This is a genomic window from Variovorax sp. FG153 (assembly GCF_057809595.1).
In genome coordinates, this window is record NZ_JBMDKG010000022.1 from 54685 (window position 1) to 77580 (window position 22896).

Below are 22896 nucleotides of genomic sequence, written 5' to 3' on the forward strand. Positions count from 1 at the left end.
CATGCAAGCCACACCCCTGATCCCCGGCAACACCCTGCTCACCGCGACGCCCGAAGAGGGCCGCCAGCTCGCCATGAAGATGGCGCGCCTCGTCATCAAGGCCACCCAGCCCGACGATGCGATCCGCGGCAAGCTCCGCGACGTCTATGCCAACGATGCGGCGATGCTGCTGCAGTTGGGGCAGACCGTCGCCGCCGAATTCGCGACCATCGCCGCAGCCAACAACCACTGGCGCGGCTGAGGCTCCGCGCAAATCGCTAGGAGCCCGTGCCCGCGGTACGCGCGTGCTTCGGGTAGTAGCGCAGCACGGCCGGGCCGGTGGCATCCCAGCCCAGGCAGGTGTTCAGGTGCGCGGGTGCCCTTGCGTCGTCCGCCGCTTCGATGCCGCTCGCTGCCCGCCGCCGCGCCAGCACCGGCGGAATGGTCTGGATCGCCGCGGTGGCGACGCCGAACAGCAGCTCGCGCAGGTGCGTGCAGCCTTCGATGCCGCCGATGCGCGCCTGGATGGCATCGCGCCAGCCGCGGCCCAGCCTGACACCGACCAGCGCCTGCATCCTGGCCTGCACGCGCCGGCATTCGCCGAAGGGCGCGCTGTCCATCGCGATTTCGATCGCCACGATCTCGAGCCCGTCGTCGAGCGTCACGCGCAATCCCATGTCGTGGACCGGCGTGCCGGCGCTCAGCAGCCGCCCGTCGACCTCGCGGTCATAGGCCTTGATGTCGCGCAGCCATGCATCGATGTCCCAGCGGCCGTCGGCGCGCAGGTAGCCGCGGTAGCTGATGCTGCGTTCATGCAGGGGCTCCCGGTCCGTGGCCTGCGGGAGGGGCATGTTCAGTCGCGCCAGTCGACGACCTGCTCGATCGGCGCGCGGGTCGTGCGGAAGCTGTTGGCCGCATGGGCCTCGTCCTCGTAACCGAAGGACATGCCGCAGACCACGAGCCGCTCCTCGGGAATGCCGAGCTGCTTCTTCACCAGCGGGCTGTAGACCGCCAGCGCGCCCTGGGCGATGGCCGCGAGGCCGTGCGCCTGCATGGCCAGCAGCACCAGCTGCACATAGCCGCCGACGTCGATGGCGCCATAAGTGCCCAGCCCGGGGTCGGTGCTGAAGATGGCCGCATGGGGCGCGCCGAAGAAGCGGAAGTTCTCCTTCATCTGCCGGGCCGTCCCCTCCTTGTCGCCCTTGGGGATCGCCAGCGCGTCGTAGAGCTGGAAACCGCATTCGCGGCGCCGGTCCTGGTAGACGCCGGTGTAGGCATGCGGCAGCGGGAAGTCGCTCGAGCGGTCGTCCGGCCCGGCCGCCAGCAGCGCGGCGCTGAGCGCGTCGCGCGCGCCGCCCGACACCACGCTGACCTGCCAGGCCTGCACGTTGGACCAGGAGGCCGCGCGCTGGGCGCTGCGGAAGACCTGCTCGATCAGCGAACGCGGCACCGCGCGCGGCAGGAAGCCCCGGCAGCTGTGGCGTTCCGAGAGAAGCCGGTCCAGTGTCTGCGCCGCGGTGGGCGCCTCGAGGGTGTCTTGCATGTGGAATCGATCCTTGTGATGTGGGGTGATGCGGTCAGGCAACGGCCCGCGCGTCGAGCAGCGCGCGTACCTGTTCGGGCCCGTAGCCGAGTTCGTCGAGGATGCCCCGCGTGACCTCTTCGCCCTGCATCACCGGCGCGCCCTTCGACGCGGGCGTGCGCGACAGCCGGGGCGCGGGCGCCGGCTGCGGCAGCGGGCCCGCGCGGTCGAAAGCGAGACGTTGCGCCAATGCCGGGTCGGCCAGCGCCTCGTCGAGGCTCGCGACCGCGGTGACGCAGGCCTCCTTGCCGTCGAACAGCTGCAGCCATTCGGCGAGCGGCTTGCTGGCGACGACCGCGGCGATCTCGGCCTTCACTGCGGCCCAGGCCGCGGGCTGCTCGCACAGCGCGGCGCGGTCCGCGGGCAGGCCGAGCACCGCCATCAGCGTGGCGCGAAACGGCGCCTCCATCGCGCCGACCGCGAGATGCCGGCCGTCCGCCGTGCGGTAGACCGCGTAGTGCGGCGCGCCACCATCGAGGAAATTGCCGCCGCGCCCGCCCGCCCAGTCGCCGCGCGCGCGGATCGCCCACAGCGAGGTCATGAGCGAGAGCACGCCGTCGGTCATGGCGATGTCGAGCACCTGGCCCTGGCCGGAGCGATGGCGCTCGAGCAGCGCCGCGCAGATGCCGAAGGCGGCGTGCATCGAGCCGCCGGCGAAATCGGCCAGCAGGTTCAGCGGGATCGCGGGCCCGCCCTCGACCGTGCCGATGCTGTCGAGCGCGCCGGTGGCCGCGAGAAAGTTGATGTCGTGTCCGGCCGAGCGGGCCAGCGGCCCCTCCTGCCCCCAGCCGGTGATGCGCGCATAGACCAGCGCCGCATTGGCGGCCTGGCACGGCGCCGGCCCCAGGCCCAGCCGCTCCATCACGCCGGGCCTGAAGCCCTCGACCAGCACGTCGGCCCTGTCGATCAGCCGCCGCACAGCCGCCAGTCCCTCGGGCTGCTTGAGATCGACGCGCATCTCGCGCTTGCCGCGGTCGGTGAAGCGCAGCGCGGGATCGTGGCGCCGCGGCTCGTCGAAGCGCGCGACCTGGATCACCTCGGCGCCCATGTCCGCGAGCATCATCGTGCACAGCGGCACCGGCCCCTTGGCCATGAACTCGACCACGCGGATGCCCGCCAGCGCGCCCGCGCTCATGGCCGGCTCCCAGTCGCCTTCGAGGCCATCTTCGCCACGTCGTAGCCGTACAGCGACTGGCCGCGCTCGATCTGCGCGTCGCGCTTCAGCCGGCTGTTGAAGAACAGCGTGGCATTGCGACGCAGCGATTCGCGCGCGCTGCCCACGTGCATCGCGTGGCCGCGAGCGCGCGCGGCCAGCTGGATGCGGCCGGTGCGCTGGATGCGCGCGCCCTCGTAGGTGCGCAGTGCCTGCGCGGCATCGGATCCCGCGGCCAGGCTCTCGGCCAGCAGGAAGGCGTCTTCCATCGCCATGACGGCGCCCTGCGCGAGAAAGGGCAGCATGGGATGCGCGGCATCGCCCAGCAGGGTGGCGCGCCCGCGCCCCCAGGCCGGCAACGGATCGCGGTCGTAGAGCGCCCAGCGGTTGCATTGCTCGGCGCGCTCGAGGATGCGCAGCAGCCCCTTGTTCCATCCGGCGAAGGCCTGCAGCAGGTCGCCGCGCTCCGCTTCCTGGGTCCACGACTCGTCGGCCCAGCGCGTGGTCTCCCGCACCGCGACGATGTTGAGCAGGCTGCCGCCGCGCACGTAGTAATGCACCACGTGGCCGCCGGGGCCGACCCAGATCGTGGAGTCGCGCGCCACCTCGCGGCGCAGCGCGTCGTCGACCGGGACCATGGCGCGGAAGGCCACGTTGCCGGTGAAGCGCGGCGACTCGTCGCCGTGCAGGAAGCGCCGTACCGCCGAATGGATGCCGTCGGCGCCGATCGCGGCGTCGAAGCGCGCGCGGTCCTCGCCGAAGCCGAGCGTGACCTCGCCATCTCCATCGTCCATGTCCATCGACGTGAGCCGGCGGCCGACCTGCAGCGCCGATGGCGCCACGGCGCCGAGCAGCATCTGGTGCAGGTCCGCGCGATGCACGTGGTAGTACGGCGCGCCGTAGGCACGGTCGAAGTCGCCCTGGATGCCGGTGCGCGAGATCGCAATGCCGGTCTTCCAACCACGGATCACCAGCTGCTGCGGCCGCACGCCCAGGGCGTCGAGCGCATCGCCCAGGCCCAGGCTGCGCAGCACCTTGACGCCATTGGGACTGACCTGCAGGCCCGCGCCGACCTCGCGGAAGGTCGGCGCCTGCTCGAACACCACGGCCTCGATGCCACGCTGCCGCAACAGCGCCGCGGCGCACAGGCCGCCGATGCCGCCGCCCACGATCGCGACGCGGCCCGGTCCGGATGCGGCGCTCATCGCTTGGCGAACCCGTACTTGGTGAGCAGGGCGCGCTCATCGACCGTGGCCTTCACCGCGAAGCGCGTGAACTCGGCCGCGTCCTTGAAGCGCGGGCCCTGGCCGTAGCGCAGCATCGCGGCCTTCACGTCGGGCGCCTCGAGGCTGCGCCGAAACGCTTCCTGCAACGTGCGCACCACCGCCGGGCTCATGTTCTTCGGACCCACCAGCCCCCAGGGCGAATCGATGCTCGCGCGGTAGCCGAGCTCGCGCGTCGTCGGCACCGTCGTCCATTTCGGCGAACGCTCGTCGCTCGCCACCGCCAGCAGCCGCGCCTTGCCCGAGTCGACCAGCGAACCATAGCCGCCGGAGCCGTCGACCACGAACTGGACGTCGCCCGCCAGCAGCGCCACCGAGACGTCGGCGCTGCCCTTGTAGGGAATGGGATTCCACTTCACCTTCTCCTGCGCGGTCATCTCTTCCATCAGCAGGTGGCCGCTGTTCCCGAGGCCCGCGGGCACGCCGTAGTTCATGCGCTCGGGGTTCGCCTTGCCGAAGGCGACGAGGTCGGCCCAGGTCTTGAACGGCGAATCGGCGCGCACCACGATCGCGAACGGCACATGGGTCAGACACACGACGTAGCTCAGGTCGGCGATGGGGTCGTAGCCCACGTCCTCCGTCACCGGCGCGCGGTACACCGCCATGGTCGCAAGCCCCAGCGTGTAGCCGTCGGGCGGCGCGTTCCTGGTCTGCAGGATGCTGATGGTGCCGCCGGCGCCGGGCCGGTTGTCCACCACGATGGGCTGGCCGAGGATGCCCTCGGCGGCGCGCGCCATGACGCGGAAGACCGCATCGGTCGAGCCGCCGGGCGGAAAGCCGACCAGCACGCGGATCGGCTTCGACGGAAAGCCCGCGGGCTCGGCCGCGAAGGCCGAAGGCAGGGTGGCAGCGGCCGGGGCCAGGAGCGCGGCCCGCAGCAGGGCGCGCCGCGTCGGCGTGGTGATGGATGGCATGGCTTGTCTCTGTGGTTCGAAGGGAAGCGGGCGGCGTGGCTCAGATGCGGCGGCCATGGCCGGCCCAGTAGGGCTCGGAGAGGCGGCGCTTGTAGATCTTTCCGTTGTCCTGCCGCGGCATCTGGGTCTCGAAGCGGATCACCGACGGCACCTTGAACTTGGTGAGCCGCGCCAGCAGCGTGGCGCCGATCTCCTCGGCCGTGAGCACCGCGCCCGGCGCCAGCTGCACATGCGCCGCCAGGGCCTCGCCGTACTCTTCGTGCGGAATGCCGAACACGGCGCAGTCCTGGATGCCGGCGATGTCGATTAGCGCGGCCTCGATCTCGGCCGGATAGATGTTGACGCCGCCCGAGATCACCATGTCCTTCACGCGATCGCAGACGAACAGGTAGCCGTCCTCGTCGAGGTAGCCCATGTCGCCGGTCGCGATCAGGCCATGCCGGTCGAGCGCGGCGCGGTCCGCGTGGCGGTTGCGGTAGGTGAAGTCCGGGTAGGTGTCGTTGCGGCAGCAGATCTCGCCGATCTCGCCCGCGGGCAGCACGAGGCCGTCTGCATCGAGGATCCGCATGCGCACCGTCGACTGCGGGTGGCCCACGGTGCCGGGGCGCTCCCTGGCGTCCTGCGGCGTGGCCACCGTCACCGGCCCGGTTTCGGAAGCGCCGTAGAACTCGTAGATCACGTCGCCCATCCACTCGCACATGGCGGCCTTCACGGCCACGGGACAGGGCGCGGCCGTATGGATGATGTGCCGCACGCTGCTGACGTCGTAGCGTGCGCGGACCTCCGGCGGCAGCTTCAGCAGCCGGATGAACATGGTGGGCACCATGAACAGGTGCGAGATGCGGTAGTCCTGGATCAGCTGCAGCAGCTCGATCGGATCGAACTTCGAGCGCACCACCACCATGCCTTCCTTCGCGGTGGCCGCGTAGCAGGCGCGCCAGTAGGCCGTGGGCCCGCCGTGATAGAGCGGCCCGAGGATCGCGGCATGCATGCCGGGCTGGGTGCCGAAGGCATGGTGCAGCGTGCCCAGGTTCTGGCGGAACGCCGCCAGGTCGGCATAGGGCTCGCGCTGCACGCCCTTGGGCTTTCCGGTCGTGCCCGAGGTGTACATGATCACGCCGCGCGGCTTGGTGGTCGGCCGGGCCGCCTCCTGCTGTGCATCGAGCCAGGACTGCCAGCCGATGTGGCCGGCCGCGGACGCATCCGCCGCCGCGGGCTCCACGCCATGGCGCACCGCGATCTCCTTCGGCGTCGGCACCGCGATGACCTGGAGCGTGTCGAGCAGGTCCGCATCGACCAGCGCCAGCAGGTCATCGTGCGCGATGAGCACGCGCGCGCCGCAGTCCTGCAGCACGTAGCCGATCTCCTCGCTCTTGCCGTGCCAATTGAGCGGCACGGCATAGATGCCCGCCATGTCGGCCGCGGCCATCGCCTGCGCCATCGGCGCGTCGTTGCGCATCAGCAGCGCCACGGTGTCGCCTTCGACGAGCCCGAGCGCCTGCAGGCCGGCAGCGATCCGGGCGACCGCGCGGTCGAACGCGGACCGGGTCTGGGAACCGCTTTCGCAGTTGAAGAAGATGGGGGCGATCTCTGTCATGCCTGTCTCTGTTCTGGGTGAGGAGGAAACACCGGCTGGGTGGCCGCCGAAGCGGCGACGGGATCCAGCCCTTGGGAAAAATTAAATCACCGTTCACATTAAAAGTAAACCGTGATTCAGTATTTCAAAGCCTAGGGAAAACCCATGCCTCTCCTTAATAAACACTGCTCTCTCAGGGGGAAACGCCGGGAAATATTTTTAGTAAACGGAGATTTATATAAAGCGACCCGCACGCATCAAGCCTGGTACGAGGAAGCAGCACCCAAAATAGGGATCGATCGTTTCCCATATACTCGTCGCCCATGTCCTCCTCCCCTTCGATCCAGGCCAGCCCCACCCGGGGCCGGGGCCGCCCGCGCGAGTTCGACATGGACGAGGCGCTCGACAAGGCCGTGCTGGTCTTCCGCGAACGCGGCTACCACGGCACCTCGATCACCGACCTGACGGCCGCGATGGCGCTGACCTCGGGCAGCGTCTACAAGGCCTTCAAGGACAAGCGCGGCATCTTTCTCGCGGCCCTCGACCGCTACAAGGAGAAGCGCGACCCGCTGATCCGGGCCCAGGTCGAGCGCGGCGCCACCGGCCGCGAGCGGCTGTTCAACGTGCTCGGCTTCTTCGCGGGTTCCTCGCATGGCGTCGAGGGCGAGCGCGGCTGCCTCGTGGTCGGCACGGCGACCGAGCTGGCCACGCTCGACGACGAGGTCGCGCAACGCATCAAGCGCTCGCTCGATCGGAACGAGGCGCTGCTCGAGGAATTGATCCGCCAGGGCAAGGACGACGGCTCGCTCGCCACCGCCCTCGACGACAGGACCGCCGCGCGCCTCGTGCTGTGCGTGCTGCAGGGCATGCGCGTGGTCGGCACCACCGGCCGCGGCAAGAAGGAGATGCAGGCGGTCGCCGAGGCCGCGATGCACATCTTCGACTGATCCTTTTTTTTGCCAATTTCGGACATGAACATTTCCTTATTTGGCGCTTTCGTTTCCTCCACCCTCCCACGCTCCCCATGACGACCTCCACGAACACGGCAACACCGCACGCCGCCGCCGCGCAACCCCATGCCTGGCTGGTGCTGCTGGTGGCCACGGCCTGCGGCCTGGCCGCGGCCAACCTCTACTACGCGCAGCCGCTGGCCGGGCTCATCAGCGCCTCGCTCGGGCTCTCGCCGGCCGCCACCGGCCTCATCGTCACGCTGACGCAGATCGGCTACGGGCTGGGCCTGCTGTTCATCGTCCCGCTCGGCGACCTGGTCGAGAACCGGCTGCTGGTGCTGGTCTTGCTGTGCGCCGACGCGCTGTCGCTGCTGGCCGCGGGCCTGTCCACCCATCCGCTGCCCTTCCTGGCGGCGGCGCTGAGCATCGGGCTCTGTACCGTGGCGGTCCAGGTGCTGGTGCCCTATGTCACGCACCTGGTGCCCGAGGCCCGGCGCGGGCGCGCCGTCGGCAGCGTGATGAGCGGGCTGATGCTGGGCATCATGCTGGCGCGGCCCACGGCGAGCTTCGTCGCGCAGCTGTCCTCATGGCACGTGGTGTTCGTGCTCTCGTCGGCGCTGATGCTGGTGCTGGCCCTGGTCCTCGCCCTGGCGTTGCCGGCGCGCAAGCCCTCGCACAGCCTGCGCTACGGCCAGCTGCTGGCATCGATGGTGCGGCTCGCGCGCACCACGCGGGTCCTGCAGCGGCGCGCGCTCTATCACGCCTTCCTGTTCGCCTCGTTCAGCCTGTTCTGGACCGTCACGCCGCTGCTGCTGGCCAGCAGCGCCTACGGGCTGTCGCAGGCGGAGATCGCCCTCTTCGCGCTGGTGGGCGTGGCGGGCGCCGTGGCCGCCCCCCTGGTCGGCCGTGCCGCCGACCGCGGCTGGAGCCGCGGCGCGACCATCGGCGCCATGCTCGCGGTGGCGGGCAGCTTCCTGCTGGCCCATGTCACCCCTGGCGGATCGCCGCTGTCGCTGGGCCTGCTGGCGGTCGCGGCGGTGGTGCTGGACTTCGGCGTGTCGGCCAACATGACCCTGGGGCAGCGCGCGATCTTCAGTCTCGGCGCCGAACTCCGTTCGCGGCTCAACGGGCTCTACATGGCGACCTTCTTCCTCGGCGGCGCGGCGGGGTCGGCGCTCGGTGCCTGGGCCTATGCGAAGGGCGGATGGCCGCTGGCCTCGTGGATCGGGTTCGCATTGCCAGCTGTGGCGCTGGCGTGGTTCGCGACCGAGTGAGCGCGACGGTCGAGGCCCTCGAGCCCGGAGGCCCAACAGCGCGATCAACGCGATCAACGCACCGGCGAGGACAGCGCGCGCCTCCAGCGTTCGCGCTCTTCATTCTCCAGCGCCAGCAAGCTCTCGGGTGATCCGCCTCCGCCGACGACCTGAAGGTCCTGCAGCTGCTTTCGTACCTCGGGCCTGGCAAGCACCTGGGCCACGGCTTCCTGCACGGTGCGATTGGACGCGGCCTCCGAATTCGCCGGTGCCCAGAGGCTGAAGTGGTCGTACGCCGCATAGCCGCTCAAGGGCGCGCTCGAGGCCAGCGTCGGCCACGGCACACCTTCGAAGCTTTGCGGGCGCGCCGGATCGGCGGTGGTGCCGAGCACGCGCAACTGGCCGCGCCGTACGGCGACCGCCACGCCGTTCACCGGCGCGAACAGCAGGTCCACCGCATGCGCCTTCGTGACGATGTCCGAGTCGGGGTACATGCCCTTGAAGATCACGCGTTGCACGTCGACGCCACTCAGCGCGCGGAACTGGCCGAAGGCGAGATGGCCGGTCCAGCCGTCTTCGCCCGTGCCGATACGCAGGCTGCCGGGATGGGCCCGCGCATAGGCGAGCAGGTCATCGGTGTTGTGAATGCCCAGCGTGTCGGCCTTCGTGCTGTCGATGGCCAGCACCAGCGGCTGCGACGCCAGCAGCGTGACGGGGCGAAGGGCCTGCATCAGCGCATCGATCGGCGGGCCCTGGTGCACGCCCTCGATCCCTCCGCGCGGCAGCCTCAGCGCCGCGAGCAGGACCTTCTCGTTGCCGCCCTCCGTCATCAGCCGGCGGTAGTCGGCTTCGGTGGCTTGCGGCACATGATCGACCTGCACGCCACGGCCCAGCAGCTTCGGCAGGTGGCTGGCCAGCATCCCGGCATAGTGGCTGCTGCGGCCCCCGGGCGGAAACGGCACGGTGACGTGCAGCGTGGGGTGCGGCACGACGGCCAGCCATTGCCCCGCATCGTCGAGCAGGCCGTAGCGTATCTCCCACGCTCCAGTGGACGCGTTGCGCACCACGGCTTCGGCCACCCAGTGGCGGCCCATGCGATGGAACTGCCGGAAGATCGGCCGCTCGTCCTGCCACCCGGGCGGCCGCCAGTCCTGGGGGAACGCGCCCGCGACGACGGCATAGCCATGGCGGAACGGACGCGCCTCCTGGAACTGCGGCGCGATCGCCCATTGGCCCTGCGCGTTCCGGTAGCCCCATCGGCCGGTGTCCTCGTCCTTGGCCGGCCGCAGTGCGGCGACGGCATCGCTGCCGTGCAGCCGTTGCCAGCGGCATGCGCGCGGCGTGCTGGCATTGCGCTGGCGATCGAGGCCGACGGCGGTGCACAGCCGGATGCGCCGCTGGGCTGTTGCATCGGGCAGTCCGCCGAAGATGAACGGGATCACCATCCTCCCTCGCGCGTCGATCAGGCCCGAGCCGGTGGAGCCCGGTGTCGGCATCTGCCGCTGGTAGTCCATCCATTGCGCGGTGGCGATGTCCCGCGGCGGTGGCGGGGTGCGCCACTGCCCCGCGGCATCGCGCAAGCCGGGCTGTGCGTACACCGTGTCCACCCGCAGGTCGGAAGGCGCTGGCCTGGATTCGTCGGGCATCAGGTAGGACAGGGCGGCGGGGGCGTCGATGGATGTCGTGTCCTTGCCATCGCAAGTCACGGGCGGCACGGCCCACTGCCCTTGCGCATCGATGCGCCCGATGCCCACGGTGGTGCGTTGACCGCCACCGGGCTTCTGCTCCACCAGCCACACCTTGAACGCGGGCTGGAGCACGGTGCCGACACCAATGATGCCGATGCGTTCCAGCCATGCGACCTGCCAGCGACCTTCGCAGAAGCTGCGCGCCGTCGGTGACAGGAAAAGCACTCGCCCATCGAGCGCGTCGAACAGCGCGGGGGCACGCTCGCTGTTCCTGCCCGGATTCAGGCTCAGCCAACGCGCCCGTTCGATCAGGTTTGGGGCGATGCCGATGGTGAACGTGAAGATGTCTTCCCAGGGCGGCGCCGGTGCATCCACCGGCCGCAATTGCCAGGTCGGCTGCATCGGCACCGCACCGGGGTTGGCCTGCAGGTCCTGGTAACTCGGCGGCGCCGCGTTGGCCGGGCCGAGGGCGATGCAGAGCCACAGCAGGGCGGCGAAGAGAGACAGGCGCTTCATTGGGTGAACGAGAAACAAGGGCCCTGCCTCGGGACGGATGCTTGGTGCCGCACGCTGGCCGTTACCCGAGATCAGGCCCAGTTCTCGACCGACAGACCCTCGACACGGCTGAACTCGCGCTCATTGTTGGTGACGAGGATCCACGCTTCGGCACGCGCATGGGCAGCGATCCATAGATCGTTGTTGCCGATCGGCCGGCCCTTGCGCTCGAGATCGCTGCGTATCTCGCCATAGCGCTGCCCGACCGCCTCCGACAGCGGCATGACCTGGATGACGCTTTGCAACTGCTGCAATGCGGCCAGGGCTTTCGAACGGGCCTGGCTTTTTTCCGCCCCATGCTGAAGCTCGCCGAGCGTGATGACCGACATGGCCAGCGCGTCGGCGGGCAGTTGCTCGAAACGCGCTCGCACCTTGGCCGGGTTGTGCTTGGCGATGTAGATGCAGATGTTGGTGTCGAGCAGGTAGCGGATGGCCATTCAGAATCCGTCCCGTTCCTGGGGAGGCGTATCGCCGCGGCCATCCGCCATGAAGTCCGCGGGCATTTCGGCGAGTGCGTCGAATATGGCCGCCGCGCTGGCCGGCAGTTCTCGCAGGACGACTTCGTTGCCGCGGCGAAAAATCTCCACCTGGTCGGAGGCGAATCGAAATTCCCTCGGCAGGCGGACCGCCTGGCTGTTGCCTGACTGGAAGACACGGGCATGGGTCATGGGCCCTCCTTTGTATATACAAAAAGTATATACGCCGTAAGCCTCCGAGTCAACGATCCTGGTCGGACACGCAATGTCGCTGCTGGCCGGTGCCTGGGCCTATGCAAGAGGCGGATGGCCGCTGGCGTCGTGGATCGGGTTCGCGATGCCGGCGGTGGCGCTGGCGTGGTTTGCGAAGGCGTGAATTCAGTCCGTCGGAATCGTCGAAGCCTCGGGATAGAGATTGGAAAACAGGATACAGAGTGACTGGAACGGAAAGCCGATGCTCAATTCCGCGCGATGGCTTTCGCTTCGAAGAATGCCGTCGGCGATGAAGCGCGAGATGACCTTTCGCGCGGTGCGCTCCTCCAGGCCGGTCATCCGAATGAAGTCCCCGCGCAACACCGGGCCCGCCACCGCGATCGTCTGCAACGGAAGCACTGCCTCGTCGCGGTACTCGGTGATGCCCTCGGCCGTACCGCGCACGAGGACATAAGCGCGGATGCGTTCCTTGAGCTTCGACAGATCCAGCATCGTGGTCATGAAACTCACCTGGTCGTGGCAGACCAGGGGATCGGTTTTTCGCTCATGGCTTCCGGTTCTTTTGCCCGTTCATTCTGCAAAAAAACCAATATATATCAACGTCTTATATTAATTTTGGGCGCCATTCCGAAGGCTGCTTTTTCCAATTGGTTTTCCTGTTCGCTTGCCCTGCCAGTCGCGCGCTCCCCCTCACCCATGCGTCCACCGCGCATGCAGCCACCGCGCCAACCCATCGAGCAGATAGCCCAACGCCCCGATCAGCACGATCACCGCCATCAGCTCCGAATAGGCAAGCCGGTCGCGCGTGTCGAGGATGAAGTACCCGAGCCCGGCCGACACACCGAGCATCTCGGCCGGCACCAGCACGATCCAGATGATGCCGATGGCCAGCCGCACGCCCGTGAGCAGGTGCGCGGTGATGCCCGGCAGGATCACGCGCAGCACGGTCTCGCGGCGCGTGGCCGACAGGCTGCGCGCGAACGTGAGCCAGTGCGGGTCGAGTTGCGCCACGCCGGCCGCGGTGTTGAGCAGGATCGGCCACACGGCCGCGAAGGCCAGCAGGAAATACACCGGCAGGTCGCCCACGCCGAGCACCATCACGGCGATCGGCATCCACGACAGCGGCGAGATCATGCGCAGGAACTGGAACACCGGCGTGCTGGCTTGCGCGAAGCCGCGCCACAGCCCGGTGAGCACGCCCAGCGGCACGCCGAACACGATCGCCAGTGCGAGGCCGATGGCCACGCGCTGCAGGCTCAGCAGCGCGTGCTGCCAGATGTCGGGGCCGGCGACGAGACGCGCGAGCGCCAGCGCCGACGGCCAGGGCGCGAAGGCCGCGGCGATAGGCGTGCGCTGCGCGAGCCAGGCGCTGCCGGCCCACCACAGCACGAGCGCCAGCGCGAGGCCGGCCAGCGGCAGTCCGAGGCGGCGACCCACGTCAGACCGCGATGGTCTCGCGCCGCTGGTAGTCCGGCGCCACGCCGAACACCTGCGGCCCGCCCACGGCCTCGATCGCCTTGCGCACGAAGCGGTCGTCGACCAGGTCGCGCGCCACGAACTTCGGATCGAGCGCGCGCAGAAAGGCGTTCTCGCCCTCGACCCGGGTGCCCTGCACCGCGCGCACCAGCTGCTCGGTGTAGGAGGCGAAGGGATAGGGCTGGAAATCGATGCGCCGCTGGCTCCAGCCCTTGTGGCGCACCACGCCGCTGGCCTCGTAGCTCGCGTAGTCGGTGGCGGCCAGCACCTTGGCCAGGGTCTGCGGCGGATGCGGCGTGTAGCGCCGCTCGCCGGCGTTCGACAGCAGCCGTGCCGCGTCGAGCCGGTTGTCGCGTGTCCACAGCTGCGCCTTGACGATCGCGTGGGTCACGCGCTGCGCCCACTCGGGCTTCTCGGCGATGTCGCGCTCCGCCAGGAAGGTGACGCAGCAGGCATGGTCCTTCCAGACGTCGCCCGAGAAGCGCAGCACCTTGCCCACGCCCGCGATCTCGGCCGCCGCGTTGAAGGGCTCGGCCACGATGAAGCCCGCGATCGAGCGCGCGGCCAGCGCCGACACCATCTCGGCCGGCGCCAGCACCACGAGGTTGACTTCCTTCGGGCCCACGCCGCCGCCGGCGCCCGCGCCCTTGGTGACGGCGCTGAGGCCTTCGGCGCGCAGCATGTCTTGAAGCAGCACGTTGTGGATCGAATACCAGAACGGCACCGCCACGGTCTTGCCGCCGAGGTCGGAGAGCTTGCCGATCTCGGGCAGCACGGTGAGCGCCGAGCCGTTGATGTGGTTCCAGGCCACGATCCTGGCCGGGAACTTCGAGCCATAGCGCACCCACAGCGTGGCCGGCGTGAGCAGGTGGATCACGTTGACCTGGCCCGCGACGAAGGCCTCGACGATCTGCGCCCATGAACGGAACATGCGCGGCGCCTCGGCGCGCAACCCTTCCTTGTCGAATAGCCCGCGCGCATGCGCGATCAGGAGCGGCGTGGCGTCGGTGATCGGCAAATAGCCGATCTTCACGGGCTGATCGTCGCCCTTGAAGCCTTGGGCCATCGCATCGCCGGCCGAGAGAAAAGGCGCCGCCACCGCCGCGCCGGCCAGGGCCGACAGCCGCAGCATGTCGCGCCGCGTGAGGCCGCAGTCGCAGGCGGACGAGGCGCAGACATGGGTGGCGCGCAGCGCGGCGCCGTGGGCGGGATTCGGGTCGGTCATTCGACGGGCTTTCTTTCTGGCATGCCGGGTGGCGATTCGATGGAGGAATGACGGCGCGTGGCCTGCAGGGCGGCGAGGATGTCGAGCCGTAGCGCGGTGAAGGCGGCGCCATCGCTGCGCGGACGCGGCATGTCGACGCGCCATTCGCGCACGATGCGGCCGGGCCGCTCGCCCATCAGCAGGATGCGGTCGCCGACGAGGATCGCCTCGTCGATGTCGTGCGTGACCAGCAGCGCGGCGGTGCGCCAGCGGTGCACCACATCGACCAGCAGTTCCTGCATCTCGGTGCGCGTGATGGCATCGAGCGCCGAGAAGGGTTCGTCGGCCAGCAGCAGCACCGGCTCGCGCGCGAGTGCCCGGGCCAGCGCCACGCGCTGCGCCATGCCGCCCGACAGCTGCGAGGGATAGAGCCCGCCCTGCCCCGCGAGCCCCACGGCCGCGAGTGCGTCGCGCACGCGGCGTGCGCGCAGCTCGCGTTCGAGCTTCGGCTGGCGCGCGAAGTCTAGGCCGAAGCCCACGTTGCGCGCCGCATCGAGCCATGGCAGCAGGCCCGGCTGCTGGAACACCAGTGCCGCGCGCGGATGCGGTGTGCTCGAGGCCTCGCCGAGAAAACGGATCTCGCCCTCGGCATGCCCGACGCCGGGCACCTCGAGCCGCGCGAGCTGGCGCAGCAAGGTGGACTTGCCGCAGCCGCTGCCGCCGAGCAGGCAGACGATCTCGCGCGGCGCCACCGCGAGCGATACGCCACTGAACACCGGCCTTGCCGCATCGAAGCCGAAGGCCAGATCGCGCGCCTCGAGCACCGGGTGCGGCGCGTTCGCGGCCTCGTCGAGGCCGATCTCGGCAGCCAGGGCGCTCACGATGCGGACTGCGCCGCGCGGCGCGCGAGTTCGCCACGCAGTTGCACCACGCTCGGCGTCACGATCGGCACGAACGACACCTCGCGCCAGTGCCGCGCCAGGCTCAACGGCTGGTCGCGGTGGTAGCCGCGGCCGCCGCTGGCCTGCAGCTCGAGCTGCACCGCGGCCTGCGCGATGTCGGCCAGCGCGAGCCGGGCGCGGAACAGCGCCTCGGGCTGGGTGCGGAACCGGCCATCGGCGATGCCCGCATAGAGCCCATCGACCGTGGCATCGAGCGCCCGCCGCTGTTCGGCCAACGGTGCGTCGAGTACCGCGCGCCCGGCAGCGCCGATCTGCGCCGCGGTCGCGAGCGCGGCGCGCGCGAGCCCGATCGACAGCCCGCACTGCAGGCCGAGGAACTCGGGCCGCGCCGTCGGCAGGAAGCGGTTGGCATCGTCGTGGATCAGTTCGTCGGCCGCGAGTCGCGCGCCTTCGATGCGCAGCGAGGCGGTGTTGCTGCCGCGCAGCGCGATCAGGTCGAGGTCGGCGCTGCGCTCCACGCCCGCCTGCTCACTCTGCAGCGCGGCCACGAGCGGCGCGCCGCCATCGGCACGCTGCACCACCACCGCGGCCACGAAGCCCTGCGGCCGCAGGTTGGTGCACCACGGCACGCTGCCGTCGAGCCGCCAGCCGGGCGCGCCCTCCTGCCGCGCGGCCGTGATCTGCAGCGCCTCGATGCCGCCGAGGAACTTCATCGCGTTCGACAGCCCCGAGGCACCGGCCAGCGAGCCGTCGAGCAGCGCGGGCAGCCAGCGCTCGCGCAGCGCCTGGTTGGGCGACTGCAGCAGGTATTCGATGAAGACGCGCTGACCCCAGAAGGTGAAGGCCGCCGCCAGCGAATGGCCGGCCACGGCGGCGATGGCCTCGATGGCATCGCGCGTGTCGCCGCCCTGCCCGCCGATCGCGCGCGGCACGCCCAGGCCGAACAGCTGCGCGCCCGCGAGCCGCGGCAGCACCGCGTACGCCTGCGCGTTGTCGCTGTCGAGCGCCTCGGCCTGCGCGTCGAGCCAGTGCCGGTCGGCCTCAGCCAGCATGGGCGGGCGCTGCGTCGGCGCGCAGGTTCTCGGGCAGGTAGGGCTGCAGCTGCGGGTTGACCGCGCTGCCGGCCAGGCTGTTGGCGAAGTTGCACAGCGTGGCCAGGCTCACGCCGAGCACCACCTCGAGCACCTGGCGCTCGGAGAAGCCCGCGCCGCGGAAGGCGGCGAGCGCCTCGTCGCTCACCTTGCCGCGGCTCGCGATCACGGCCTCGGTGAAGGCGCGCACCGCATCGAGCCGGGCCTCGCCCGTGGCCTCGCCGCGCTGCAGCGCCACCACGGCCGATGCCGGCAGCTTCGCCTGCTTGAGCGCCGCGGCCGAATGGCCGGCCACGCAGAAGTCGCAGCCGTGGATGCGCGCGGCCGTGATCTGCAGCACCTCGCGCTCGGCCAGCGTGAGTTCGCCGCGCGCGGTGGTCTGGGCCACGCCGAGGTAGGTCTCGAGCGCCTGCGGCGAATTGGCGAGGATGCCGATCAGGTTCGGCAGGAAGCCGTTGTTGGCGGCGGCGCGCGCCACCAGCGCGCGGCTGGCTTCGGGCGCGGAGGTCTCGGTGTGCAGGGTCAGGCGTGTCATGTCGGTGCGGCTCAGGTTTTGCGGAAACTGGCACCGATTCTTCGCGGCGCGCCCGCGGGCATCAATGACCGGGCGTCTCGGATCTGTGCTGGTTCGTCTCGCCCGCGGTCACGCCGGCGGCCTCGCTGCGGTCGAGCCGGCGCGCGCGCTGCCAGGCGCCCGGCTGCTTGCCGATCACGCGCTTGAAGGTGCGCGAGAAGGCGGCATAGGAGTCGTAGCCCACGGCCTCGGCGGCCTGCGCGATCGACTCGCCCTGCGTCAGCTTGCGCGCCGCGATCTGCATGCGCAGCAGCTGCAGGAACTGCAGCGGCGACTGGCCGCAGGCCTCGCCGAACTGGCGGAAGAAGGCCGCGCGCGAGAGATGCACGCGTTGCGCCATGTCGGCCACGCTCCAGGGCCGCTCGGGCGACTGCAGCAGCGCCGCCAGCAAGGGCGCGAAGCCGCGCCGGCGCAGCAGCCCCCAGAAGCCGCGCGCGTTCGCGTCGCTGCGCGCCACATGGCGCAGGCCATAGAAAAACAGCAGGCCGGCCAGCCGGTCCATCAGCACCGAGGGCTCAGTGCCGGCGCGCAGCGCCTCGCCGCGCATCAGGTCGAACAGGGTCGCGGCCGAGGCCATCGCGAGGTCGTCGGCGCGCAGCACCAGGCAGTCGGGAAAGGACTGCGCGACCAGGTCGCGCAGCGGCCCGTCGAACGAGAAGAAGCCGCAGGCCAATGCCGTTTCGCCGAGCGCGGGGCTGGCCGACAGCGGCTGCATCGCGCGCGGCGCGCAGTCGATGCCGGGGTCGGCATAGGGCGAGAGGAAATGCGGCACGTCGCGCATCAGGAACACGCCGTCGCGGGGCGACAGCGGCACCGATTCGAGCCCCGGCCGGTGCAGCCAGCAGCGGCCCTCGAGGATCAGGTGGAAGCTCGCGCGCGCCCGGCCCGCCGTGGAGGCGCGCCAGCGGCCGCAGTACTGGCCCACGTGGAACAGCGTGGCGTTCCATTCGAGGCTGCCGAGCAGCCAGTCGGCCACCCGGTCGGCCTGGGCATCGATCCCGGCATCGGCCGACGGGCTGGCAACGTCGGGAATGACGGAGAGGGAAGGCATGGGCCCGCCAGTGTGGCCGAGGCCGCGCGCGGCGCCAAAGAACGAATCGCTGTGAGCTTATGACCCGGAAACGATCCGTTCGCGCTCGTCCGCGGCCTGCGCCGTCGTCCGCGCACGACCGAGCTCCGCGCTCACCGCGCCGCTGAGCGTCTCGAGGTCGAAGGGCTTGCGCAGCACGGAATGCGAACCCACCACCTTCTGCACCTCCGCCATGTCGGCATAACCGGTCGCGACCAGCACCGGCATCTGCGGATAGAGCCGGCGCGCGGCCGCCACGAGCTCGGCGCCGTTCATGCCGGGCATCAGGTAGTCGACCATCAGCAGGTCGGGCCGGCGGCGCTGCAGCTCCTGCAGGCCGCTGTGACCATCGCTGGCCTCGCGCACGGTGTACTGCAGCAGGCGCAGGCCTTCGGCGATGCCCTGGCGGACCTCGGCATCGTCCTCCACCACCAGCACCTCGCTGCGCGGATCGTCCCGCGCGGGCGCGGCGCCCTCGCGCCCGGCCGGCGATGCGGCATCCTCCACCGGCTCGGGCTGCGACAGAGGAAAGCGCAGGGTCACGGTCGCGCCCTGGCCCGGCGTGCTGCGGATCTCGGCCTGGCCGCCCGACTGGCTCGCGAAGCCGTAGACCTGGCTCAGCCCCAGCCCCGTGCCATGGCCATTGGCCTTGGTGGTGAAGAAGGGATCGAACACCTTCGAGAGCACCGCGCTCGGTATGCCGCTGCCGGTGTCCCGCACGCTCACCAGCACCTGCGGGGAACCGTCGGCCGCGCTCGCCAATGCCGTGCCGATGACCAGCTTCCCGCCCTCGGGCATCGCATCGCGCGAGTTCACCGACATGTTCAGCAGCGCCATCTCGAGTTGCGCGCCGTCGAGCATCACCCAGAGTTCGCCGGGCCAGAGCTCGAAGCTCACCCGCACCTTCGAGCCCACCGAGACCTCGATGAGCTCGCGCAGGTTGGTGACCAGCGCATTCACGCCATGCAGCCGCGGCACCAGGCTGCGCGTTCGCGCGAACGACAGCAGCTGCCCGGTCAGGCGCGAGCCGCGCGCCACCGACTCCTTCGCGCGACGCGCGTAGTCGGCCAGCTTGCCCTCGGGCGCCAGCCGCGAGATGAATTCCAGGTTGAGGTTGACCACGTGCAGCAGGTTGTTGAAGTCGTGCGCGATGCCGCCCGTGAGGCGGCCGATGGCCTCGAGCTTCTGGCCCTGCACCACGTTGGCCTGCAGCCGTTCGCGCTCGGCGATCTCGCGCATCAGCCAGTCGTTGGCGCCCGCGAGCTCGGCCGTGCGGGTCGCGATGCGCCCTTCGAGCTCGGCGTTGAGCCGCTCGACCGTGGCCTTGGCGGCCTCGATGTCGTTCAGGTGGCGGCGCGTCACGTACTGCCGCTGGCGCGCGCGCAAAGCGGAGCGCGCGGCGCTCGCGAGCGTCTCGGGATTGAGCGGCCGCTCGAGCAGCACCGAATTGCCCAGCTGCTGCAGCGAGGCCTGCGCGCTGGCCGAACGCCGCCCCGACTGGCGCATCGCCAGCACCACGAAAGGCAGGTCGGACCAGGCCGGTTGCCGCGCCAGGCAGGCGCCGAGCGCGCCGTCGAAGCCGCCCGAGAGCGACTCCTCGGTCACGATCGCCGCCGCGGCGGCAATTTCCAGTTCCGCCAGCAGCGATGCAGTGTCGGGGCAGACCAGGCAATCGATGCCCTGGCTCTCCAGCACGGCCCGGATCACCTGCGCATCCCGGCCGCGCGGCGCGAGGATCAGGATGCGGTCTTCCACGCCGCCCCTTTCATGCGGACGGCGTGGCGATATCGCTATCGCCCAGCAGCGGCTGCGTGCCGGTGTAGCGGGCCGCGCCCGACAGCACCCCCTGGAAGTCGCTCAGCGCCTTGCCGACCTCGACGCCGTGCGGCCCGAGGCGGAACTCGCGGATCGACTGCTCGTGCGCGTTGGTGCGGCTCTTGATCACCGAGATCGCCTTCAGCAGGTTGCCGCGCGCCTCGAAGTACCTGAAGTTCAGCATCGCGTCGCTGAGGTAGCTCAGGTCCACGTCGGCGCGCACCTCGCCCACGGTGCCGTGCAGCGACAGAATCAGCAGCGTGGTGAGCCCGCGCAGGTTCAGGTAGGCCAGCAGCTCGTGCATCTGCAGCACCAGGTACTTGCCGCCGGGCATGGCGTGCAGGTAGGCATTGAGGCTGTCGATCACCACCATCTGCACGCCGTCCTGCTCCACCGCCGTGCGCACCGAGTGCGCGAACTGGCCCGGCGAGACCTCGGCCGGGTCCAGCGTGCGGATCGCGATGTGGCCCGAGCTCATGTAGGGCTCGACGTCGAGCCCCAGCGCCCGCGAGCGCTGCCGCAGCGTGCCCAGGCCCTCGTCGAACAGGTAATAGGCCACCTTCGCGCCGCGCCGCGCGGCCGCCACGGCGCAGCTGATCGCGGTGGTGGTCTTGCCCACGCCCGCAGGGCCCGCCAGCAGCAGGCTGCTGCCGGGTGTCAGGCCGCCGCCCAGCAGGGCGTCGAGCGCCGCGGTGCCGGTCGAGACCGAGCGCTCGTCGATCCGCTGTTCGTGTTCGCTGGCCACCAGCCGCGGAAACACCTGCAGCCCGCCGCGGTCGAGGTTGAAGTCGTGCTCGCCGCTGCGGAACTTCACGCCGCGCAGCTTCACCACGCGCAGCCGCCGCTTGTCAGCGCCATAGTCGTTGGTGTTCTGCTCCAGGTGCAGCACGCCGTGCGCGATGCTGTGCAGGTGCTGGTCGCCATCGCCGCCCGAGCGGTCGTCGAGCATCAGCACCGTGCAGCCACGCTGCGCGAAGAAGCGCTTGAGCGCGAGGATCTGGCGCCGGTAACGCAACGCGCTCTGGGCCAGCAGCCGCATCTCCGACAGGCTGTCGAAGACCACGCGCTGCGGCTTCTGTTCGTTGACCAGGCGCATCACGTCGCGCGTGGTCTCCCCGAGCTCGAACTCAGAGGGATGGAGCACCGTCTGCTCGGCCTCCTCACTGAGTCCCTCGTCGCTCACCAGGTCGTAGACCTCGATGCCCTCGAGCGACCAGCCGTGCGAGGCAGCCACCTCGGCCAGTTCCTCGGAGGTTTCGGACAGCGTGACGTAGAGCCCGCGCTCGCCCGCGGCGCGGCCGGCCTGCAGGAACTGCAGCGCGAGCGTGGTCTTGCCCGTGCCCGGCGTGCCCTCGACCAGGTAGAGGTGTTGCGCGGGCAGCCCGCCGCCGAGGATGTCGTCGAGGCCGGGGATGCCCGTGGAGGTGAGTGAGGATGGCATGACAGCGGGGGCGGTTTTTCCGGAAGCAAAGCCCTTTGGGGGCTCCTGCACGGATTTTCCCGTGCCGCCTGTGCCGCCAGAGGGGCGGTTCGGACACTTCGCGTGTAAGCCGCCGCCTCGTGAAGGCGCCGCGCGGCGGCGCCGTGCCACCGCGATCGGTGGCGCTCAGCCGTGCGCGATCGCGGCCCAGGCCGCAGCGAACAGCGTCGAGCCCGCGGCAGCGAGCAGCCCGCCCACCAGCCATTTGAGCGTGCGCGGCTGCAGCCGGTTGGGCAGCCGGTGATGCAAGCGCGTGGCGGCATAGACCACCGGCATCGCGCAGGCCGCGAGCAGCGCCGCGTGCCACGAGAAGTGCCCGGTCGGCACCACGATCACGAGCCGCACCAGCGAGTTGAACGCGAACATCAGCAGCAGCGCGCGCCGCACCAGCTCGCGGTCCAGCGGCTGCCGGTACATGTGGAACACGATCGGCGGCCCCGAGCTCGAGAACAGCCCGCCGAGCACGCCCGACAGGCAGCCGACGATGGCGAAGCTCTTGCGCCCCGAGATCGCCGGCAGCGGCTTCGCCTGCAGCACCAGCAGCACCGCGCAGCCCAGGATCGACACCCCCAGCAGCGCGCGCAGCCAGTCGACCGCGCTGCCGCTGAGCCAGGTCAGCAGCATCAGCCCGACGATCACGCCCACCGTGCTGCCATTGAGCGCCGGCTTCATCAGCTGCCAGGGCACCGGGCCGGGCCGGGCACGGAAGTAGGTCCAGGCATTGATCAGGCTCAGCACCGTGGCCGCGTTGGCCGCGTCGCTGACGCTCGCGATGTGGAACACCGAGACCAGGCCCAGCAGGATCAGGCTGAAGGCGAAGCCGGTGAGGTTCTGGGCGTAGGTGGCGAGGGCGACGCAGGCCATGAAGGCCAGCACCGGGCCGGCGCTGGAGAGGAGGGCTTGCACGGGGCGGGCTTCAGCGGCGCGAGGCGGTCAGGCCTTGGCTGGCGTCGGAGGCTTTGCGAAGCGGCGGGAACGCGCGAGGGCGCCGAGACAGCGATTCGGCGGGATCGGGAACGAACGAGGACACGGGCGAAGACATGGGGAAAGCGGGGGGAGGCGCGGTCGCGGCATGGAGGCGCCTGCAGGCATGGCCGATGTCGGCGGCGACATCGGCCCGCCATTATAGGTGGGGCACCTCGGGTGCCCTGGACGCCAAACCAAACGCCTCCTACGCGCCGCCGGCCTTCTCGCTCCCGGCCCCCTGCACCATAGCATCGAGGTACCCCGCCTCCAGCAACAGCCGCCTCACCTGCGAATCCACATGCGCATCCGACAACGCCGGATGCCACTCCCCGTCGCGCCGCCAGCGCCACAGCATCGCGACCACGGTCGAATCGATGTTCGGGAAGACCTCGAGCAGCAGCGAGCCGAAGTCCTGCCGACGGGCGACCAGCCCGCGCTGCAGCAGGTCCTCGAAGACCTGCGTGGGTCGTGCGTCCGACAGCAGCCGGCGCAGCTCGACCTGCCTGAGGTCCAGTTTGCTCATGGTTCTGGAAAGGGTTCCATTGACGACGGGAAGGCCGGGGCCGCGACGGGCGGCGCACGGCGGCGTGCCTTTCAGGATCGCCCATCGATCGCGCATTCGCAAGCCGGTGGCGATTGCCATGGCGCGCCCCCCGGATAGATAGCTTCCCGAAAGCTTCGCTGCCTAGGCTGGTCG

23 protein-coding genes are annotated in these 22896 nt (G+C 70.3%); 3 read left to right on the top strand and 20 right to left on the bottom strand.

The genetic code is table 11. The annotated features are described in order from the left end of the window. The first annotated feature begins 1 nt into the window (after window position 1). Window positions 2–241, top strand: coding sequence for a hexameric tyrosine-coordinated heme protein (locus ACODT0_RS22815; protein WP_489042330.1), 240 nt, complete (start codon window positions 2–4; stop codon window positions 239–241). 16 nt (window positions 242–257) lie between these two features. Here the strand turns inward: ACODT0_RS22815 and ACODT0_RS22820 are convergent, their stop codons facing one another. The 6 genes from ACODT0_RS22820 to ACODT0_RS22845 are packed head-to-tail and all read right to left on the bottom strand — an operon-like array spanning window position 258 to window position 6508. Then, window positions 258–830: a DUF2889 domain-containing protein gene (locus ACODT0_RS22820; RefSeq protein WP_489042331.1), complete on the bottom strand. Its 573-nt coding sequence runs from the start codon at window positions 828–830 to the stop codon at window positions 258–260. A gap of 2 nt (window positions 831–832) precedes the next feature. Further along, window positions 833–1522, bottom strand: a complete 690-nt coding sequence (locus ACODT0_RS22825) for a nitroreductase (RefSeq protein ID WP_489042332.1) — start codon at window positions 1520–1522, stop codon at window positions 833–835. 34 nt (window positions 1523–1556) lie between these two features. After that, the gene (locus tag ACODT0_RS22830) at window positions 1557–2696 is read right to left on the bottom strand and encodes a CaiB/BaiF CoA transferase family protein (RefSeq protein WP_489042333.1); all 1140 of its coding nucleotides are present in this window, start codon (window positions 2694–2696) and stop codon (window positions 1557–1559) included. Beyond that, on the bottom strand, window positions 2693–3919 hold the full coding sequence (locus ACODT0_RS22835) for an FAD-dependent monooxygenase (RefSeq protein WP_489042334.1): 1227 nt from the start codon (window positions 3917–3919) through the stop codon (window positions 2693–2695). The genes ACODT0_RS22830 and ACODT0_RS22835 overlap by 4 nt, the downstream gene beginning before the upstream one ends. Further along, a complete protein-coding gene (locus ACODT0_RS22840; protein ID WP_489042335.1) occupies window positions 3916–4911 on the bottom strand; it encodes a tripartite tricarboxylate transporter substrate binding protein in 996 nt (331 codons plus the stop codon). Before ACODT0_RS22840 ends, ACODT0_RS22835 begins: the two co-directional genes overlap by 4 nt. Before the next feature lie 40 nt (window positions 4912–4951). Further along, window positions 4952–6508, bottom strand: coding sequence for an AMP-binding protein (locus ACODT0_RS22845; protein ID WP_489042336.1), 1557 nt, complete (start codon window positions 6506–6508; stop codon window positions 4952–4954). Window positions 6509–6810: 302 nt separating this feature from the next. On the opposite strand from ACODT0_RS22845, the gene ACODT0_RS22850 reads away from it, so the two are divergent. Next, window positions 6811–7434 carry a TetR/AcrR family transcriptional regulator gene (locus tag ACODT0_RS22850; protein ID WP_489042337.1) on the top strand — a complete coding sequence of 208 codons (624 nt, stop codon included), beginning with the start codon at window positions 6811–6813 and terminating at the stop codon, window positions 7432–7434. A 77-nt stretch (window positions 7435–7511) separates the two neighbouring features. Beyond that, the gene (locus tag ACODT0_RS22855) at window positions 7512–8711 is read left to right on the top strand and encodes an MFS transporter (protein WP_489042338.1); all 1200 of its coding nucleotides are present in this window, start codon (window positions 7512–7514) and stop codon (window positions 8709–8711) included. A 53-nt stretch (window positions 8712–8764) separates the two neighbouring features. On the opposite strand, the gene ACODT0_RS22860 is transcribed toward ACODT0_RS22855, so the two are convergent. The 14 genes from ACODT0_RS22860 to ACODT0_RS22925 form a co-directional block, all read right to left on the bottom strand. Beyond that, window positions 8765–10894: a tripartite tricarboxylate transporter substrate-binding protein gene (locus ACODT0_RS22860; RefSeq protein ID WP_489042339.1), complete on the bottom strand. Its 2130-nt coding sequence runs from the start codon at window positions 10892–10894 to the stop codon at window positions 8765–8767. A 71-nt stretch (window positions 10895–10965) separates the two neighbouring features. Then, entirely contained in the window at window positions 10966–11370 is a 405-nt protein-coding gene (gene vapC, locus ACODT0_RS22865) for a type II toxin-antitoxin system tRNA(fMet)-specific endonuclease VapC (RefSeq protein ID WP_489042340.1), read from the bottom strand. Next, window positions 11371–11601 (bottom strand): antitoxin, encoded by a 231-nt coding sequence (locus tag ACODT0_RS22870; RefSeq protein WP_057590165.1) that lies wholly within the window; start codon window positions 11599–11601, stop codon window positions 11371–11373. Between the two features lie 186 nt (window positions 11602–11787). Beyond that, a complete protein-coding gene (locus ACODT0_RS22875) occupies window positions 11788–12123 on the bottom strand; it encodes a hypothetical protein (protein WP_489042341.1) in 336 nt (111 codons plus the stop codon). A 189-nt stretch (window positions 12124–12312) separates the two neighbouring features. Continuing rightward, window positions 12313–13059 carry an ABC transporter permease gene (locus ACODT0_RS22880; RefSeq protein WP_489042342.1) on the bottom strand — a complete coding sequence of 249 codons (747 nt, stop codon included), beginning with the start codon at window positions 13057–13059 and terminating at the stop codon, window positions 12313–12315. Window position 13060: 1 nt separating this feature from the next. Beyond that, window positions 13061–14323, bottom strand: coding sequence for an ABC transporter substrate-binding protein (locus ACODT0_RS22885; RefSeq protein ID WP_489042343.1), 1263 nt, complete (start codon window positions 14321–14323; stop codon window positions 13061–13063). Next, window positions 14320–15183, bottom strand: coding sequence for an ABC transporter ATP-binding protein (locus ACODT0_RS22890; RefSeq protein ID WP_489042344.1), 864 nt, complete (start codon window positions 15181–15183; stop codon window positions 14320–14322). The genes ACODT0_RS22885 and ACODT0_RS22890 overlap by 4 nt, the downstream gene beginning before the upstream one ends. Further along, complete coding sequence (locus ACODT0_RS22895) at window positions 15180–16256, bottom strand: acyl-CoA dehydrogenase family protein (protein WP_057590169.1); 1077 nt, start codon at window positions 16254–16256, stop codon at window positions 15180–15182. Before ACODT0_RS22895 ends, ACODT0_RS22890 begins: the two co-directional genes overlap by 4 nt. Continuing rightward, entirely contained in the window at window positions 16246–16830 is a 585-nt protein-coding gene (locus ACODT0_RS22900) for a carboxymuconolactone decarboxylase family protein (RefSeq protein ID WP_093345342.1), read from the bottom strand. The genes ACODT0_RS22895 and ACODT0_RS22900 overlap by 11 nt, the downstream gene beginning before the upstream one ends. A 61-nt stretch (window positions 16831–16891) precedes the next feature. Then, window positions 16892–17920, bottom strand: coding sequence for a cupin domain-containing protein (locus ACODT0_RS22905; protein WP_489042345.1), 1029 nt, complete (start codon window positions 17918–17920; stop codon window positions 16892–16894). A 57-nt stretch (window positions 17921–17977) separates the two neighbouring features. Next, window positions 17978–19693, bottom strand: a complete 1716-nt coding sequence (locus tag ACODT0_RS22910) for a response regulator (protein ID WP_413765222.1) — start codon at window positions 19691–19693, stop codon at window positions 17978–17980. 10 nt (window positions 19694–19703) lie between these two features. Beyond that, window positions 19704–21194, bottom strand: a complete 1491-nt coding sequence (locus ACODT0_RS22915) for an ATPase domain-containing protein (protein WP_057590173.1) — start codon at window positions 21192–21194, stop codon at window positions 19704–19706. A 165-nt stretch (window positions 21195–21359) separates the two neighbouring features. Then, on the bottom strand, window positions 21360–22139 hold the full coding sequence (locus ACODT0_RS22920) for a sulfite exporter TauE/SafE family protein (RefSeq protein ID WP_082321650.1): 780 nt from the start codon (window positions 22137–22139) through the stop codon (window positions 21360–21362). 265 nt (window positions 22140–22404) lie between these two features. Next, the gene (locus tag ACODT0_RS22925) at window positions 22405–22842 is read right to left on the bottom strand and encodes a hypothetical protein (protein ID WP_489042346.1); all 438 of its coding nucleotides are present in this window, start codon (window positions 22840–22842) and stop codon (window positions 22405–22407) included. Window positions 22843–22896 lie beyond the last annotated feature (54 nt).

Coding starts and splice junctions, on each gene's coding strand:
- ACODT0_RS22815 (WP_489042330.1), top strand. CDS start 2: ATGCAAGCCACACCCCTGATCCCCGGCAACACCCTGCTCACCGCGACG.
- ACODT0_RS22820 (WP_489042331.1), bottom strand. CDS start 830: ATGCCCCTCCCGCAGGCCACGGACCGGGAGCCCCTGCATGAACGCAGC.
- ACODT0_RS22825 (WP_489042332.1), bottom strand. CDS start 1,522: ATGCAAGACACCCTCGAGGCGCCCACCGCGGCGCAGACACTGGACCGG.
- ACODT0_RS22830 (WP_489042333.1), bottom strand. CDS start 2,696: ATGAGCGCGGGCGCGCTGGCGGGCATCCGCGTGGTCGAGTTCATGGCC.
- ACODT0_RS22835 (WP_489042334.1), bottom strand. CDS start 3,919: ATGAGCGCCGCATCCGGACCGGGCCGCGTCGCGATCGTGGGCGGCGGC.
- ACODT0_RS22840 (WP_489042335.1), bottom strand. CDS start 4,911: ATGCCATCCATCACCACGCCGACGCGGCGCGCCCTGCTGCGGGCCGCG.
- ACODT0_RS22845 (WP_489042336.1), bottom strand. CDS start 6,508: ATGACAGAGATCGCCCCCATCTTCTTCAACTGCGAAAGCGGTTCCCAG.
- ACODT0_RS22850 (WP_489042337.1), top strand. CDS start 6,811: ATGTCCTCCTCCCCTTCGATCCAGGCCAGCCCCACCCGGGGCCGGGGC.
- ACODT0_RS22855 (WP_489042338.1), top strand. CDS start 7,512: ATGACGACCTCCACGAACACGGCAACACCGCACGCCGCCGCCGCGCAA.
- ACODT0_RS22860 (WP_489042339.1), bottom strand. CDS start 10,894: ATGAAGCGCCTGTCTCTCTTCGCCGCCCTGCTGTGGCTCTGCATCGCC.
- vapC (WP_489042340.1), bottom strand. CDS start 11,370: ATGGCCATCCGCTACCTGCTCGACACCAACATCTGCATCTACATCGCC.
- ACODT0_RS22870 (WP_057590165.1), bottom strand. CDS start 11,601: ATGACCCATGCCCGTGTCTTCCAGTCAGGCAACAGCCAGGCGGTCCGC.
- ACODT0_RS22875 (WP_489042341.1), bottom strand. CDS start 12,123: ATGACCACGATGCTGGATCTGTCGAAGCTCAAGGAACGCATCCGCGCT.
- ACODT0_RS22885 (WP_489042343.1), bottom strand. CDS start 14,323: ATGACCGACCCGAATCCCGCCCACGGCGCCGCGCTGCGCGCCACCCAT.
- ACODT0_RS22895 (WP_057590169.1), bottom strand. CDS start 16,256: ATGCTGGCTGAGGCCGACCGGCACTGGCTCGACGCGCAGGCCGAGGCG.
- ACODT0_RS22900 (WP_093345342.1), bottom strand. CDS start 16,830: ATGACACGCCTGACCCTGCACACCGAGACCTCCGCGCCCGAAGCCAGC.
- ACODT0_RS22905 (WP_489042345.1), bottom strand. CDS start 17,920: ATGCCTTCCCTCTCCGTCATTCCCGACGTTGCCAGCCCGTCGGCCGAT.
- ACODT0_RS22915 (WP_057590173.1), bottom strand. CDS start 21,194: ATGCCATCCTCACTCACCTCCACGGGCATCCCCGGCCTCGACGACATC.
- ACODT0_RS22925 (WP_489042346.1), bottom strand. CDS start 22,842: ATGGCAATCGCCACCGGCTTGCGAATGCGCGATCGATGGGCGATCCTG.